Below are 15,598 nucleotides of genomic sequence, written 5' to 3' on the forward strand. Positions count from 1 at the left end.
CTCCTATCGGCCGAGGCTGAGCAAGACATCAAACAGCGTGCTGGCGGTTTGCATGATTTTTCCGGCAGCCTGATAGGCCTGCTGGTAGCGCAGCAGATTGCTGGCTTCTTCGTCGAGATTGACACCGGATTGCGATTGCTGGATCGCCAGTACGCTATCAACCAGCTTGCCTTCCGACGCCGCATTGGCCATCACTTCACGCGTCTTGTTGCCGACGTTGTTGACCATCAGGCCGAACGCACCTGCCAGTGTCGTACTCGGCGTGTTCGTGGTGCCGACGCCGACCAGCAGCTTTTTGGTCTGCAATGCACCCAGCGCCACCGCATTGCGGTTGTCGCCGGTCGCCACGCCCGTCGTGTTGGCATTGATGGTGAAAGTGTCGCCTTCAAGCGGCGCGCCGGTGATGCTAAAGCTGACACCATTGAGAGTGACATTCGCGCCCGACACATACGTGATCGGTGTCGTCAGCGAGGCAGGCACGGTATCAAACGTGCCATTGCTGAACTTGAGTTTCAGCGGCAGGGTCGGTGGCGCTGTCAAAAACGAGGCATCGACACTACCGGCGCTGATCTTGCCATTGCCGCCGTTGGTCCCTGAGGCGGCCAGTACCACGGGCGCGGCGGCGGCGATTTCGCTGGTATCGGTCAGATTGACGGCGATGCTGCCGGCCGCGCTGATGGTCGGACGGACCAGGAAACTGCTATTGGCCACCATCGTTCCGGCCCCGACCGAGAACGTGATGCCATCGACCGGCCCGACTGTAGGCGGGAATACGCCCTGGTAGGCCTTCACGTTATCGCTCAGGCGGGTGATCGTGTAGTTGGTGCCATCGTAGGCAACGCTGTAATCGCTGGCCGTCAGCGACGCCGCATCGGTCGAGGACGCAATCGTCGCACTGAGGGCCGGATTGGTGGACGCATTGAGTTTATTTGGCGCGACCAGCGGTCCGGCCACAGTGAAAAAATTCTTGCCCGGATTGCCGTTCTGATCGACCCCGAGTTTTGATTGTTCATTGAAACTGGCCGCCAGCCCGATCGCCACGCGACCGAGTTCATTGCGGGCAGGATCGAGCGAATTGGTCCGGAAGTCCAGCAAGCCACCCAGCGTGCCGCCGCTAATTGAAGAGTCCGGCAAGTTCAGCAAGGTGCTGCCGCTCTGGTAAGCGACGACCAGCTTGCTGGCATCGGTCTGCGAGGTCGCAATGCTCAGGGCAAAGGTAGTGGTGCCAACCACGATAGGCTGGCCATTGCCGATACTGACGTTGTAGCCGCTGCCGGGCTGGTTATCGACAGAGACCTTGACCAGCTTGCTGAGCTCGGAAACGATCTGGTCGCGCTGATCGAGCAAGTCATTCGGCGGCGCACCGCCGGCACCGGAGGTGGCTTTTTCGATCGCGTCATTGAGCTTCGCAATCTGCTGTCCGTAGGCATTGATCGAGCCGACATTGCTGACGATCTGCGCATTGACGCCTTCGCCGATCTGGGACAACTGGCTGTCAAGGCTCTGGAAACGCGCAGCCAGTGACTCGCCGGCAGACAGCAAGGTCTGGCGCTGGGCCGAACCGTTCGGTGCTGCCGCCAGTCCCTGCACGTTATTGAAAAAATTGCTCAATGTAGGTGACAGACCTGTCGATGAATCGGCAAGCAGGTTATTGATATGGGAAACCTGGGTGGAATACGCATCCAGACTGGCTTTGCTGGTCTGCGCAGCATTGACGCGGGTCGCGGTGTAGGCATCATAAATCCGCTGGATCGATGCCACCGTCGTGCCCTGGCCGACAAAGCCATCGCCAGAACTCTGACCACCGGCCGAGGTCTGAATCACGACTTGCCGGCTGTAGCCCGGCGTGGCCGCGTTGGCGATGTTGTGCCCGGTCGTGGTGACCCCGAGCTGGGCTGCCAGCAAGCCGCTTTGTCCGACGCTAAGTATGTTGCCCATGATAGTTATCTTCTTTCCGGTGACATGACCGTTGACGGCAGCGCCGCCGGAAACTTGAGCGAGGGCAAGTTACGCCAGCAATGAATTCTTGATGATGCTGGCCAGCTTGGTCGCGTACAGCGGATCGGTGGCATAGCCGGCGCGTTGCAGGCCTTGTGCGAAACCGGTCGCGTCGGTGACATTGGCCATCACGTTTTTGTAGCGCGGATTGTTGGTGATCAGGCGGCCATAATCCTTGAAAGCATCGGCGTAGGAATCATAGGCACGGAATTTTTCGATCCGGCTTTGTGCCACGCCATTGACGTACTCGGTAGTCCTGGCCTCGACCACCTGGCCGGTCCAGCCCGCGCCGGCCTTGATGCCGAACAGGTTGTGACTGGTTTTGCCATCGGTGGCGATGATTTCCTTCTTGCCCCAGCCGGTTTCCAGCGCAGCCTGACCGAGCATGAACTTGGCCGGGATACCGGTAGCGCGGCTGGCTTCTTCGGCATGCGCACCGAGCTTGTCCTGGAACGCTTTCACGTGTGCCGGCTGGGCCGGATAACTTTTGCGGACCGGCACTGTCATTGCCGGCAAGCCTGCTTCGAATGAATTCTTCAGCGGCGTGGCGGGTTTCATCATTGACGGATCCAGCGTCGATTCGTTGAGTGCACCACTGGCCGGCGTCGACGTCACCACCGACAATTGCCGGAACAGCACGTCGGCCAGGCCGACGCCGCGCTTGGCCAGATTTTCGCTGACCTTCTGGTCCATCATCGCCGTATAGGTCTTGGTTTCGGAGTTATCGAACAGGCCATCCTGCGGCGTCGCATCGCGCATGCTCTTCATGATCATGTTCATGAAGAGTGCCTCGAACTGCTTGGCCGAGGCCTTGATCGCCTCCGGTGAATTCTGCTTGGCACCCTGCTGCAGCTTGCCGATTTCTTTTGCATCGAAGGCAAGCTGATCTGCAGACAAGCCGATTTGATTGATGGCCATCGTGGCTCCGGTCAGATGATTTCAAGCTCGGCACGCAGCGCGCCCGATGCTTTCATGGCTTGCAGGATTGCCAGCAAGTCTTGCGGCGTCGCACCGATCGCATTGAGTGCCTTGACGACTTCGGCAAGCGACGCGCCAGCCTTCAGTAACAGCACTTTTCCCGGCTCTTTGGTGATGTCGATCTGCGAGCTTGCCGTCACCACGGTCTGCCCGGCGGCCAGCGCATTGGGCTGACTCACTGAAGCATCCGTATTGATGACTACCGACAGGTTGCCATGCGCTACCGCGCAGGCTTCCAATGTTACCGCCTGGTTCATGACGATCGACCCGGTGCGGCCATTGAGGATGATTTTGGCGCTGCCTTGCGCCGGTGTCAGTGCCAGGCTTTCGAGCGCACCCAAAAAGGCCACCCGCTCATCCGTGCCCATGGGCGCGTTGACCTTGATGACGCGGCCATCCTGCGCTGCTGCCGTATTTGGTCCGAAGCGCTTGTTGACCGCATCGACCACCAGACTGGCCGTCGAAAAATCGGATTCTTTCAATTCGAGAAAAATCGCCGACCCCTCCTGCAGGCTGTTGGCGACCGCGCGTTCTACCGTCGCGCCGGCCGACACCCGGCCGACGCTGAGGTGGTTGATCTGCGCTTTCGCGCCTGGTGCGGCAGCACCGACGCCACCGACAATCAGGCTGCCTTGGGCCATCGCATAGATCTGGCCATCGGCACCTTTGAGCGGCGTCATCAGCAAGGTGCCGCCGCGCAGGCTTTTGGCATTGCCCATCGAGGACACCGTGATGTCGAGTGTCTGGCCGGGCCGGGCAAAGGCCGGCAAGGACGTGGTCACCATCACCGCCGCGACATTCTTTAACTGCAATGTGGTCGCCGCCGGCAAATTGACGCCCATTCCCTGCAACATGCTGATTACGCTTTGCACCGTGAACGGCGTCTGCGTGGTCTGGTCGCCGCTGCCATCAAGACCCACCACCAGCCCATAGCCGAGCAGCTGATTCTGCCGCACGCCCTGGATACTGGCGAGATCCTTCAGCCGTTCGGCATGGGCCGCCGGCGCACTGCACAAGCTGGCAGCACACGTCAGCACAAGGAAAATCCGGGCCAGCATCGGGGTGTTCATGATGTTCCTTTTAAAGCGGTATGACGCTCAGGAAAAAGCGTGTCAGCAAGCCCATCATCTCGGCCGGATCGATGTGGGTATTGGTGCGGTATTCGACGCGGGCATCGGCTACCTGGGTCGAGGCGACGTTATTGCCGCCGACGATGAAGTCGGGATTGACAACGCCGGAGAAGCGGATGAATTCGGTGCCGCGATCGAGGCCGACCTGTTTCTCGCCGCTGACCACCAGATAGCCGTTGGCCAGCACATCGACGACAGTCACGCCGATGGTGCCGTTGAAATTGTTGTTCGAGGTGGCCGCCGCTTTGTCGTCGAATTTGTTGCCGCCACTGGCTGTCAGGTTGAGCTCTGCAGTAGTGGTCGCCGGTACGCCGAAGAGTTTCGGTACGGCCAGGCTGGCGCTGCCGGTTTTACTGGAAGACGCCGCTCCCGCTTTGCCGGCAGTGGTTTTTTCGTTGATCGTGATGGTCAGGGTGTCGCCGACCAGACGGGCCCGGCGATCTTCGAACAGCGGCCGGTAGGCCGCGGTCTGGAAAATCGCCCCATTGCTGCCGGCAAGCGGTAACTGCTTCGGCGCGACCGGTATCGCCGGGCGGGACACGATCGTGGTCGGTGTCACGGCGCAAGCGCTCAATACACTGACCAGCAGCACGGCACACAAACGCATCATCACAGTCATCATGGTCTCCCGGAGATCGGCGTTATCAGAGCTGCGACAGCTTGGCCAGCATCTGGTCGGACGTCGAAATCGCCTTGCTGTTGATTTCGTAGGCGCGCTGAGTCTGAATCATGTTGACCAGTTCTTCGACCACGCTGACGTTGGAGGTCTCGACATAGCCTTGTGACAGGATGCCGGCGCCGTTGGTCCCCGGCGTGTTGGTGTTGGCGGTGCCGGATGCGCCGGTCTCGACGTACAGGTTTTCGCCTTTACTTTCGAGTCCGGCCGGATTGATGAAGGTCGCCAGTTGCAAGGCGCCGATCTGGGTGGCTGCTGCCGTACCTTGCAGCGTGACCGAGATGGTGCCGTCGCGCCCGACCGTCAGCGACTGTGCCGCCGCCGGAATCGTGATCGCCGGCTGGATCACAAAGCCACTCGAGGTCACCATCTGGCCCTGGCTATCGATCTGGAACGAGCCGTCACGGGTATAGGCGGTGGTGCCATCGGGCAGCAGCACCTGGAAAAATCCCTGGCCCTGAATCGCGACGTCCTTGTCATTGCTGGTTTGCTGCAGGTTACCCTGCGTGAAGATGCGTTCGGTGGCCACGGGCCGCACGCCGGTGCCGAGCTGCAGGCCGGACGGCAACTGGGTCTGCTGCGACGATTGCGCGCCGGGCTGGCGCAGGGTCTGGTAGAGCAAGTCTTCGAACACCGCGCGCGAGCGCTTGAAGCCACTCGTACTGACGTTGGCCAGGTTGTTCGAAATGACGTCCATCTGCGTCTGTTGCGCCTCCAGGCCGGTCTTGGAAATCCACAGTGAACGTATCATTTTCTTGCTCCACGAAGGCAGTCATCACGGGAACCGCCGCCGGTATCGGCGTGCAGTCAGTGGAAACATTGTGCGTGAAGGAGGAAGAAATCGATGCGCGGAGATGGGACGGTTTTCGGGGCTTGATCGCGCTTTGCCGCTTTGCAACTAACCAACTTTGCTGCGCGGCCCCGGTCCGGTTACAGCGCCAGAATCTGCGCTGCCTTGGTCGAATTGGTTTCGGCGTTCTTGAGCAAGCTCATGTGCATCTCGAACTGGCGCGACAGGCTGATCATGTTGACCATCGCGTCGACGACGTTGACATTGCTGCTTTCCAGCGCACCTCCGGCCAGCGTCACGCCGGGATCGGCTTCGACGCCACCGGGCGTCTTGACCCGGAACAGCGTGTCATCGCCGCGGGTCATCGTCTCTTCGGGCGGATTGACCAGCTTGATGCGACCGATGATGACCGCCTGCCCCGGCTTGGAACCGGATTCAACCGACGACACTGTGCCGTCCTTGGCGATCGTCACGCTGACATCGGGAGGAATCGTGATCGGTCCGCTGTCGCCGACGATATTGAAGCCGCTCTGGGTTTGCAGGAGGCCGTTTTCGTTGATCTTCAAGCTGCCATGGCGGGTATAGGCTTCGGTACCATCCGGCATGTCAACCGCCAGCCAGCCCTTGCCCTGAATCGCGACATCGAGCGCACGGCCGGTTTGCTGCAAAGCGCCTTGCGAAAAATCGGCACCCACGGTCGAATCGACCACAAAGGCCCGTGTCGCCAGTCCCGGCCCGAGCACCGGCACCGCCCGGAACGAATCGAGCTGGGCCCGGAATCCGACCGTGGTGGCATTGGCCAGATTGTTGGCGGTAGTGCTTTGCTGCTCCATCACATGCTTGGCACCGGTCATCGCGGTGTAAATCATCCGGTCCATTACGACTCCTTGTGGTGGCTATCGATTAGCGCAAGTTGACCAGCGTCTGCAGGACCTGATCCTGGGTCTTGATGGTTTGCGCGTTGGCCTGGTAAAAGCGCTGGGCGGTAATCATGTTGACCAGCTCGGCGGTCAGGTCGACGTTCGAATCCTCGACCGCCGACGATTGCAGCACGCCAAGGTTGCCGGAGTTCGGCGTACCGACCAGCGGTCCGCCCGACGCTGCAGTCTCGGTCCAGACGTTGTTGCCGAGGTTTTGCAAGCCATTCGGGTTGGTGAAGTTCGACAGCACGACTTGTCCCAGCGTGGCCGATTTGCCGTTGGTGTAGCGACCGGTGATGACGCCGTCGGCGCCGGTGGCGAAACCGGACAGTTTGCCTGAGGTATAGCCGTTCTGGCTCTGGGTATTGAGACCAAAGGTCGAGCCGAATTGGGTTGTACCGGTCAAGTCAAAATTGAACGACAGCGAACTGGCACCCGGCGTGGTCGCGGGTGTGAGAACGGCAACAAACGGCTGCGGCGTCGTCAACCCGCCATCGGTATTGAATGTCAGCGCCCCCACCAGCGGCGTCACCAGCGGATTGCCGTCCGCCGTGCCATACACATCCCAGGTACTGGCCGTCGGCGACGATTTCACGAAATACGATTGCACCACATGCGAATTGCCCAGCGAATCGAACACCGACACCGACGTCGAGCGGTTGTAGGTGAGCGGATCGGTCGCGCTAAAAGGCGATTTTGTTGGTACCGTCTCACGCGAATCCAGATTCACCAGCAACTTGACTTCGGTCGTCATCTTCGGTGCCAGGTCAGCCGTATTGATAACCAGGTTCGAGGGGGTACCGGTGGCCAGCACGCCGGCTGCCGAGACGCCGAAGCCGGTCAGATGCGATCCCTTCGAATTGACAATGCCGCCATCTTTATCAAGTTGAAACTGACCATTGCGGCTGTAGGTAATCGCGCCGCCGGTGCTGAGCCGGAAAAAGCCGCCGCCGTTGATGGCCAGATCGAGCGGATTATTCGATGCCGTGACGTTACCTTGCGTGAATTGCTGCGCCACGGTCGCCACGCTGGTGCCGATGCCGACTTGCGATGCACCACCGCCGGTGAGCGAACTGGCATACACATCGGCGAACTGGGCTTGCGCGCTCTTGAAGCCGACGGTACTGGAATTGGCCACGTTGTTGCCGGTAACTTCGAGACTCTTGGAAGCGGCGTTCAGACCGCTCAAACCTTGCTGGAAACCCATGTTGTACTCCCTGAAATTGGTTTGAACGACTGATTAAAGAATCTGGCGCACATCGGTCATGCCGATTGCGCCCAGGTTCGTGACATTGAGCTTGACGCCGGCGGCACTGGTCGAGACGCTCGATACCTGGCCAAACGCGAGTGCGGTGGCGCTGACCGCAGCGGTGCCGGCAGAGGCGGCAACATCAAAGGTATACGCGCCATCGGCGGCCTTGCTGCCGTCGTCTTTCACGCCATCCCAGGCCAGTGCCAGTGTGCCGGCATCTTTGGCACCAAGGTCAATGGTATGCACTGCCACGCCATTGATATCACGAACCGTGACCTTGACTTTTTCGGCCGGGGCCGCCAGGTCAACACCAAAGACGGCATTGCCGGACGCCAGTGCCATCTGCTTGCCCGGTGCCAGCACGCCATGACCGATCATGCCGGCAGCCTGCACGGCCGAGCCGGATTGCTGGCTGGCGATCATCGATTCAAGCGTGGTGTTCATTTTGTCGATACCGCTGACGGTCGACAGTTGCGCCAACTGGCTGGTGACCTGCGCGTTATCGAGCGGATTGAGCGGATCCTGGTTTTTCATTTGCGTGACCAGCAATTTCATGAAGCGGTCTTGCGTCGCGCTGGCGCTGGTGCTGGCGGCGGACGCCGCAGACGGATTCATGGCGGCCAGCAAGGCTGGGGAAGCGACATTATTGGCGATGGTGGTCATCTGGTATCCCGGGAAGTTTACTGACCGATGGTCAGGGTTTTCAACAGCAGCGTCTTGGCTGCATTCATGGTTTCGACATTGGTCTGGTAAGAGCGCGAGGCCGAGATCATGTTGACCATTTCCTCGACCACATTGACGTTGGGCATGGCGACGTAGCCCTTTTCATCGGCCTGCGGATGTTTCGGGTCGTACACCAGCCGCGGTGCCGCCGTGTCTTCGAGTACCTTGTCGACCTTGACGCCGCTGGCGGCAGCATCGCCACCCACCGGCACTGCACTGAACACGACCTGCTTGGCCTTGTAGACCTGGCCGGTCGAACTGGTGGTGCTGTCGGCGTTGGCGATGTTCGAGGCCACCACATTGAGTCGCTGGGCCTGGGCACTCATGGCCGATCCGGCCACATTAAAAATACTGAACAAAGACATGATAATTACCCTTGTATGGCGCTAAGCATGCTCTTGATCTGGCCGCTGATCATCGTAATACCGGCTTCGTAACGGATCGCGTTATCGGCGAAAGCGTTGCGCTCGGCATCCATGTCGACGGTATTGCCATCGACCGCACCTTGCTGGATATTTCGATAAAGCAACGGTACGCCGTTCACGCCGCTGTTGCCACCATGGCCTGATTTGGCAGACAAATGCGTCGTCGAGGTGCGTGCCAGCTCGGCCGGCTGCACCGCTGCCGTCGCCATCGCTGTCCCGGTGGCGGCGCCGCTGCGGGCCAGTGCGGATTTCATGGCGCTATTGAAGTCGATGTCGCGCGCCTTGTAATTCGGCGTGTCCGCGTTGGCGATGTTTGATGCAATTAATTGCTGTCGCTGTCCGCGCAGGTTCAGGGCGGTTTCGTTGAAGCGCAGGTAGTCGTCCAGTTTTCCGATCATGGCACTCTCCGTTATGCAGGCCGATTCGATACAGGTCTTTCACACATTCGATAATACGGACGCCGCAGTGGTACTAATCAGGCGATCAGATCAACGAAATCTGCTCTGTTTGGCGCTTGGCACATCTTGCTGGTCGTTACTATCAAGGCTGATCTCAACACACTGATTGCCATGAAAACCCTGCTCGTTGCACTCGCCTGCCTGCTATCACTGCCTGCTACCGCGCAGATCCTGGCCCCGCGCCAGGATCCGGCCACCATCCGCACGACGGTCGAGCAGTTCCTGCGCGGCCAGTCGGCCGGATCACCCGGTGAAGTCACGATCACGGTCGGCCAGCTTGATGCCCGCATGAATCTGCCAGCCTGCCCGGTTCCTGAAGCCTTCCTGCCGGCAGGCAGCCGGGTCTGGGGCAAGACCAGTGTTGGCGTGCGCTGTCTGGCACCATCGCCGTGGACCGTCTATGTGACTGCGCAGGTGAAGGTCATTGCCGACTATGTCGCCAGTGCCGCGCCGCTATCGCAAGGACAACTGGTCGGCCCCAATGACGTGATCCGCATGCGCGGCGACCTGACCGTGCTGCCGGCAGGTATCCTGACCGATCCGGCCCAGGCCATTGGCCGTACGATGGCGATGTCGGTTGGCATGGGCAGTCCGTTACGCACCGATGCACTGCGCATCCAGCAAGTCGTGCAGCAGGGACAGGCTGTCCGGCTGGTGTCGAGCGGGCCGGGTTTTTCGGTTGCCACCGAAGGACGGGCTCTCAACAATGCGGCAGAAGGCCAGATTGCGCAGGCAAGGACGGCGGCAGGACAAGTCGTCAGCGGAGTGGCACGGGCCGGCGGCTACGTGGATGTGACCTATTGATCATTTTTTTATGGCCACCAGCAAATAAAACACTCAAGTAATTTTTGCTTCTGCCGTAACAAGGTCATGACACGGGGTGATGTGCCCCGACCCACCAAGGAAACATCGTGAAAATAGATGACTCTTTCAAGAAAACCGGCGCTGTCGGTGTCTCGACGACACCTGCCAAGGCCAGTTCAAGCAAAGGCGCTGAAAAAACTGAGGCAGTGAACACCGCTGCCACGTCGGACAGCGTAAAAATTTCAGCACAAGCGCAGGCATTGGGCGGTACGAGTACGTTCGATGTCAAGAAAGTCAATGAAATCAAGGCAGCCATCGCCAGCGGTACTTTTCAGGTCAATCCTGAAAAGGTCGCCAACGGCCTGATCGATACCGTCAAGGATCTGCTGTCATCACGCAAGGGATAATCATGGTTACGCTCGCTTCGGATCCTTCCACCAGCCTGGCCGAGGAGCAGCAAGTGACAAGCGCACTGCTGCTCCTGCTGCAGCAGGAGCAGGGAAAGCTGATCGAAGCCAGCATCGTCGGATTACCGGAACTGATCCAGGCCAAGGCAGAGGCGGTGACGCGACTGACTATCCTGACCAGGGCACGCCATGCACTGCTCGCCGTCGCCGGCTTTACCGCCAGCGAGAGTGGCATGCGCGACTGGGTCGCTGCGCAACAGCCGGCAGACACGCGATGGACCACCTTGCTGGCACTCGGTGCCGAAGCACGCGAAATGAATCGCATCAATGGCATGCTAATCGGGCGCCACATGATGCGCAACCAGACCGAACTCAATATCCTGCAAGGCAAGACGCAGCGCAACAACCTGTATGGTGCCGACGGTCAGTCAACCGGCATGGGCCGGGGTCGCGGTCTCGCGGTCGGATAAAAACCGCGGCAAACACCCGATAAAAAAAACGATGCGCCAGACGCATCGTTTTTTTTGATCAGTTCAAATTAGTCAGGTAGTGACCAAGGTTGATGATGTCTTCTGCGTTGAGCGACTTCGATACCGCAGACATGTTGCCCGCATCGTTGGTCCGCGTGTGCGCCTTGAAATCCGTCAATTGCTTGACCAGATAATCGTAGTGCTGGCCACTGAGTTTCGGAATCTCGTTCTGCCCTTTCATGCCACCCAGATGACACATCGAACAGAGGTTTTCTTCTGCCTTGATGAAGCCCAGCTTGACCCGCTCCGGATCTGGCTTGAAGTCAATGAGCACCGGCTTTTGTGCCGCAAAGTAAGCCGACAGGTTCTGCATGTCTTCCTTCGACAGGTTCGCTGCCATCGGTGACATCATCGGGTTGCTGCGCGCGCCCTCTTTGTAGTCCCGCAATTGCAAATACAGATAGCGGGCCGACTGGCCGGCCAGTACCGGGAACATCGACACCGTTGAGTTGCCGTTGACGCCGTGGCATGCCACGCAGGTCTGGGCCTTTTCCTGACCGGCGGCGATGTCGGCCGCCTGCACAGGCAATACGGCAGCGGTAAAAAGTACTAGCAGTAACTGCTTTAACGTCATGGTAATTCCTGTCCAAAATAGAAAAAGAGGCCGCGCAGTGCGACCTCTTTCATGTCCATCGATGTTCGCTACGTCAGATTACAGACCGAACACGAACACGCTATTGCCACGCTTGAAGTCCATTTGCGAATTGCCACCGACAGCCACGGCAATGTACTGCTTGCCATTGACGGCGTAGGACACCGGCGGTGCATTGACACCGGCACCGCACTGGAAGCGCCACAGCACTTTGCCTGTCTTGGCATCGTAGGCGTTGAACCAGCCATTGCCTTCACCGGCGAAGACCAGGTTGCCGGCTGTCGCCAGCGCGCCACCGATCATTGGCTGCGGTGTCTTGGTTTGCCAGGCGATCTTGCCGGTATCGATATTAACGGCGGTCACATTGCCCCATTGCTCTTCGCCGACAGCGTTCTTGAACGCGCCGCCCAGCCACAATTTACCGTTCGGATACTTGGACTCTTCGACGTGGTACGTCATTGGCTGATGCAAGTTCAACGCATACGACATGCGGTTACTGGCGCTGTAAGCCATTGGCGACCATTCGACACCACCATTGGCACCCGGCAGCATGCGTGCACCGGTTGCCGTTGGCAGAACCCACATGTTTTCTTGCGGGACCATGGCTTCCGAGAAGCGGATCAGTTCGCCGTTGCTGCGGTCATGCACGTACACATGGCCGGTTTTTCCACCGTGGATCACGCCCGGAATCATCTTGCCGTTCTTGTCCTTGACGTCGACCAGGATAGGCGGGCTCACGGCATCGAGGTCCCAGACATCATGGGCGATGTACTGGTAATGCCATTTGTACTTACCGGTATCGAGGTCGATGGCGACCATCGAGTCAGTGTAGAGGTTGTCGCCGGGACGCTCGGCACCGTACAGGTCAGGTGATGGATTGCCGACCACGAAAAATGCCGTCTTGGTTGCGCGATCAATCGATGGAGCCATCCAGACGCCACCGCCAAGGGTATTGTAGAAATCGGATTTTTTGGCGAACGCTGCTTTTTCGGCAGGGATGTCACGGTGCATGTCGCGACCGGTGGCATCCTTGGTTGCCCAGACGCCTTCATGGCCTTTTTCAGGAATTGTATTGAAGGTCCAGACCAGCTTGCCGCTCTCGGCATCGAAGGCTTTGACGAAACCACGGATACCGTATTCGCCACCGTTGGTGCCGATCAGAACCTTACCGTCAACGACAACCGGTGCCATCGTTTCGCTGTAGCCTTTTTCAGGATCAGCGATTTCGGTTTCCCACAGCAGTTTGCCGGTCTTGGCATCGAGCGCAACCATCTTGGCATCGAGCGTACCCATGAAGACCTTGCCGCCGGAGACAGCCACACCCTTGTTGTTCGGTCCGCAGCAGAACGTCGTGACCGGACCCATTTTGTGCTTGAAGTGCCAGTACTCGATACCGGTGATGGCATCGATGGCGTAGACGTGGTTATACGAAGTGGTCAGGAACATGACGCCATTGACTACCACCGGCGCGGTTTCCATCGACTCGACAACAGCGGTCTGAAACACGAACTTCGGCTTGAGCGTGGCAACGTTCTTGGTGTTGATCTGGGCTGACGGGTAGAAACGGGTCTGGCCGTAATCGCCATTGGTCTGCAGCCAGTTCGCCGTGTCCTTGGCCGCGCCATCGAGCATGGCCTGCGTGACCGGACCGAGCGCTTTCGACATGTCAGGCGCCTTGATGCCGGCCCCGCCCTGAATTTCCTGTGCATTGCCGGCGGTGCTGGCTGCCAGCGTGAACGCTGCAATTGCCAGATGGCCGATCAATTTATTGCCTTGAATTGCCATTGTCTCTCTCCGTGTAGGGTTGCCTGGGGCAACCGATTCGTACCGTTTATTGTTCTATGGTGTTATCCCGGGAACCGGAGACATGTTTTATATTAAAAAGTTCCCTACTCATTGGTAGCGCAATCGCATAGTATCTCGTTGGCACGAATTTGCAACATAACAAACCATAAATTTATTCGCCGGGAATAGCTGCTTCCCGCATGCCACATAGCCTGAGCCGGTATTTACGATCGCGACTAAGCAAGTCGACGCCTTCCAAATATTGGCACAACAGAACCATAACTATTCACCATTAGTCACCTGAGACCGGCCATGTCCACACTCCGCACTGTTTGTTTTCCCTTCATTTTTGCAGCCTTGTGCTGCAGCGCCCAAGCCGCTGACAACCGCGCCGAACTCAACTTGCAGACGCTGACTGCCGCCCGCACCGGCAATCTGAAACTGTTCCAGCAACTGATCGACCAGGGTGCATCGCCCGATACACGTAACCGCATCGGCGATTCGATCCTGATCACCGCGATCAAGAACGACCGGTTCGATATCGTCAAACGGGCCATCGAACTGGGTGCCAATATCGACCTGGCCAATACCGCCAAAGTCACGCCCTTGATGGCGGCGGCGTTCCATGGTCGTGCAGATGCTGCCCGTTTGCTGCTCGATAAAAATGCCGACATCAACGCCGTTGACCGGCTCAATAAGACCGCAATGGTCTATGCCGCCGGCAATGGTCAGACCGCGATCGTTGACATGCTGCTGGCCAAGGGCATCCAGCCGAACGCCACCTACCCGAACCAGTTGACCGCACTGATGTGGGCCGGTGCCTTCGGCCATCTCGCAACCGTGAAAATGCTGATGGAACATGGTGCGGATGCGAACCTGCTCGACAATCGCGGCAAATCGGTGCTGGTGATGGCGCAGGAAAACGACCATCCGGAAGTCGTGAAATTGTTGCAAGGCACTCGCTAACCGAACGAGCGGGCGCGGCACGGCACGGCCGGCAGCGCCCGGCACCAGAGAGGTGATTGGAAAATATCAACGGTTTGCCAGATAAATGAAAACTACCGCACCTCTAAGTGATGTGGCGCACATTCGGGTGTTGACGAACTGGGCAGACTATAGTTGTTTCAACAACTGAAGGATATTTACCTCATGAGTGCTCACGCTTCCAACGCCGCCAATTTTCAGGATCAATCCTACAATCCGGACAATTTGCTCAATACGCTGATCCAGAAACTCGAGATCAAGAATGATGCTGCGCTGTCACGCGCACTCGAGGTCGCACCGCCCGTCATCAGCAAGATCCGCCATCGTCGCTTGCCGGTCGGCGCATCGCTACTGATTCGTATGCATGAAGTCGCCGATCTGTCGATTGCCGAACTGCGCGCACTGATGGGAGATCGCCGCAGCAAGTACCGGGTAAGCGGTGTGCGGATGCCGTCAGCGCGAGGCTAAAAAGTAGAGATACCCGGAGGGCCGACGCAACGATCGGCCTCTCAATGCATCACCACGATCGTAAGGGGAGGCGCAACTTACTCCTCAGACTTCGTTCGTCTCCTCCCCGTCACCTGCCCCACCTCTTCTGATTCAGATCGCAAATACCAGACAAGTCGTCGTCGCAAACGCATACAACCTGCCCTGTGCATCGGTAATGCGTCCCTCGGCAATCGCGGTCTGGCCGCCGACATGGACCGTCTTGCCTTCGGCCCGCACCGGACCGATCTTGTCGGTGATGGCGCGGATGTAATTGATCTTCAACTCCAGCGTCGTGTAACCCTTACCGGCCGGCAGCATCGAATGCACCGCACAGCCAACGCAGGAGTCAAGCAAGGTCGCGGCATAGCCACCATGCACACTGCCCAGCGGATTGTAATGCTGCGCGCCGGGCGTGCCCTGGAAGACCATCCGGCCCGGCTCCCAGCAAATCGGCACAAAACCCATCAGTGCCCCGATCGGTACTGACGGCAATACGCCATCACCGATCGCCTGCAAAAATTCCAGGCCACTACGTTCGCGCAACTGCGCCATGCTCGAGACGCCGGGGCCGGCAAGTCGAACCCGCGCGGCCTGTTCATCCTCCAGCCAGGAGTGCAGGAGGCTGTCGTTACTCATCATGTTGTTCCTTGAAATAGA

At 58.8% G+C, this 15,598-nt stretch carries 18 protein-coding genes; 5 read left to right on the top strand and 13 right to left on the bottom strand.

Translation table 11 applies throughout. The features are described 5' to 3' along the window. Window positions 1–3 precede the first annotated feature (3 nt). From flgK to flgB, 10 genes are all read right to left on the bottom strand, one after another. Window positions 4–1,938 (bottom strand): flagellar hook-associated protein FlgK, encoded by a 1,935-nt coding sequence (gene flgK, locus RHM62_RS12310; RefSeq protein WP_322122385.1) that lies wholly within the window; start codon window positions 1,936–1,938, stop codon window positions 4–6. A gap of 69 nt (window positions 1,939–2,007) precedes the next feature. Next, window positions 2,008–2,916 carry a flagellar assembly peptidoglycan hydrolase FlgJ gene (flgJ, locus tag RHM62_RS12315; protein WP_322122386.1) on the bottom strand — a complete coding sequence of 303 codons (909 nt, stop codon included), beginning with the start codon at window positions 2,914–2,916 and terminating at the stop codon, window positions 2,008–2,010. A gap of 11 nt (window positions 2,917–2,927) precedes the next feature. Beyond that, window positions 2,928–4,034 (bottom strand): flagellar basal body P-ring protein FlgI, encoded by a 1,107-nt coding sequence (locus RHM62_RS12320; RefSeq protein WP_322125404.1) that lies wholly within the window; start codon window positions 4,032–4,034, stop codon window positions 2,928–2,930. A 22-nt stretch (window positions 4,035–4,056) separates the two neighbouring features. Then, window positions 4,057–4,725: a flagellar basal body L-ring protein FlgH gene (locus RHM62_RS12325; RefSeq protein WP_416172329.1), complete on the bottom strand. Its 669-nt coding sequence runs from the start codon at window positions 4,723–4,725 to the stop codon at window positions 4,057–4,059. Window positions 4,726–4,750: 25 nt separating this feature from the next. Then, entirely contained in the window at window positions 4,751–5,533 is a 783-nt protein-coding gene (gene flgG, locus RHM62_RS12330; protein ID WP_322122388.1) for a flagellar basal-body rod protein FlgG, read from the bottom strand. Between the two features lie 179 nt (window positions 5,534–5,712). Then, window positions 5,713–6,450 carry a flagellar basal-body rod protein FlgF gene (gene flgF / locus RHM62_RS12335; protein WP_322122389.1) on the bottom strand — a complete coding sequence of 246 codons (738 nt, stop codon included), beginning with the start codon at window positions 6,448–6,450 and terminating at the stop codon, window positions 5,713–5,715. A gap of 25 nt (window positions 6,451–6,475) precedes the next feature. Beyond that, window positions 6,476–7,699: a flagellar hook protein FlgE gene (gene flgE / locus RHM62_RS12340; protein WP_322122390.1), complete on the bottom strand. Its 1,224-nt coding sequence runs from the start codon at window positions 7,697–7,699 to the stop codon at window positions 6,476–6,478. Between the two features lie 33 nt (window positions 7,700–7,732). After that, complete coding sequence (locus RHM62_RS12345) at window positions 7,733–8,407, bottom strand: flagellar hook assembly protein FlgD (protein WP_322122391.1); 675 nt, start codon at window positions 8,405–8,407, stop codon at window positions 7,733–7,735. A 17-nt stretch (window positions 8,408–8,424) separates the two neighbouring features. Then, the gene (gene flgC, locus RHM62_RS12350; RefSeq protein ID WP_322122392.1) at window positions 8,425–8,832 is read right to left on the bottom strand and encodes a flagellar basal body rod protein FlgC; all 408 of its coding nucleotides are present in this window, start codon (window positions 8,830–8,832) and stop codon (window positions 8,425–8,427) included. Window positions 8,833–8,837: 5 nt separating this feature from the next. After that, window positions 8,838–9,290, bottom strand: a complete 453-nt coding sequence (gene flgB / locus RHM62_RS12355) for a flagellar basal body rod protein FlgB (RefSeq protein WP_322122393.1) — start codon at window positions 9,288–9,290, stop codon at window positions 8,838–8,840. Window positions 9,291–9,461: 171 nt separating this feature from the next. Here flgB and flgA point away from each other — a divergent pair, with 171 nt between their 5' ends. The 3 genes from flgA to RHM62_RS12370 all read left to right on the top strand — a co-directional run bounded on the left by flgA (window position 9,462) and on the right by RHM62_RS12370 (window position 11,031). Then, a complete protein-coding gene (gene flgA, locus RHM62_RS12360) occupies window positions 9,462–10,154 on the top strand; it encodes a flagellar basal body P-ring formation chaperone FlgA (protein ID WP_322122394.1) in 693 nt (230 codons plus the stop codon). A gap of 107 nt (window positions 10,155–10,261) precedes the next feature. Further along, on the top strand, window positions 10,262–10,561 hold the full coding sequence (gene flgM / locus RHM62_RS12365; RefSeq protein WP_322122395.1) for a flagellar biosynthesis anti-sigma factor FlgM: 300 nt from the start codon (window positions 10,262–10,264) through the stop codon (window positions 10,559–10,561). A gap of 2 nt (window positions 10,562–10,563) precedes the next feature. After that, window positions 10,564–11,031, top strand: coding sequence for a flagellar protein FlgN (locus tag RHM62_RS12370; protein ID WP_322122396.1), 468 nt, complete (start codon window positions 10,564–10,566; stop codon window positions 11,029–11,031). A 58-nt stretch (window positions 11,032–11,089) separates the two neighbouring features. Here the strand turns inward: RHM62_RS12370 and RHM62_RS12375 are convergent, their stop codons facing one another. Both RHM62_RS12375 and RHM62_RS12380 read right to left on the bottom strand, forming a co-directional pair. After that, window positions 11,090–11,665 (bottom strand): c-type cytochrome, encoded by a 576-nt coding sequence (locus RHM62_RS12375; protein WP_322122397.1) that lies wholly within the window; start codon window positions 11,663–11,665, stop codon window positions 11,090–11,092. Between the two features lie 78 nt (window positions 11,666–11,743). Next, window positions 11,744–13,468, bottom strand: coding sequence for a pyrroloquinoline quinone-dependent dehydrogenase (locus tag RHM62_RS12380; RefSeq protein ID WP_322122398.1), 1,725 nt, complete (start codon window positions 13,466–13,468; stop codon window positions 11,744–11,746). Between the two features lie 312 nt (window positions 13,469–13,780). Here RHM62_RS12380 and RHM62_RS12385 point away from each other — a divergent pair, with 312 nt between their 5' ends. Together RHM62_RS12385 and RHM62_RS12390 are read left to right on the top strand one after the other, a co-directional pair. Beyond that, window positions 13,781–14,434: an ankyrin repeat domain-containing protein gene (locus RHM62_RS12385; protein ID WP_322122399.1), complete on the top strand. Its 654-nt coding sequence runs from the start codon at window positions 13,781–13,783 to the stop codon at window positions 14,432–14,434. A 183-nt stretch (window positions 14,435–14,617) separates the two neighbouring features. Beyond that, on the top strand, window positions 14,618–14,920 hold the full coding sequence (locus RHM62_RS12390; protein WP_322122400.1) for a hypothetical protein: 303 nt from the start codon (window positions 14,618–14,620) through the stop codon (window positions 14,918–14,920). A gap of 132 nt (window positions 14,921–15,052) precedes the next feature. Here the strand turns inward: RHM62_RS12390 and RHM62_RS12395 are convergent, their stop codons facing one another. Continuing rightward, a complete protein-coding gene (locus RHM62_RS12395) occupies window positions 15,053–15,577 on the bottom strand; it encodes a PaaI family thioesterase (protein ID WP_322125405.1) in 525 nt (174 codons plus the stop codon). Window positions 15,578–15,598: the final 21 nt, after the last annotated feature.

This window comes from Actimicrobium sp. CCC2.4, from assembly GCF_034347385.1.
Classification (GTDB): domain Bacteria; phylum Pseudomonadota; class Gammaproteobacteria; order Burkholderiales; family Burkholderiaceae_D; genus Actimicrobium.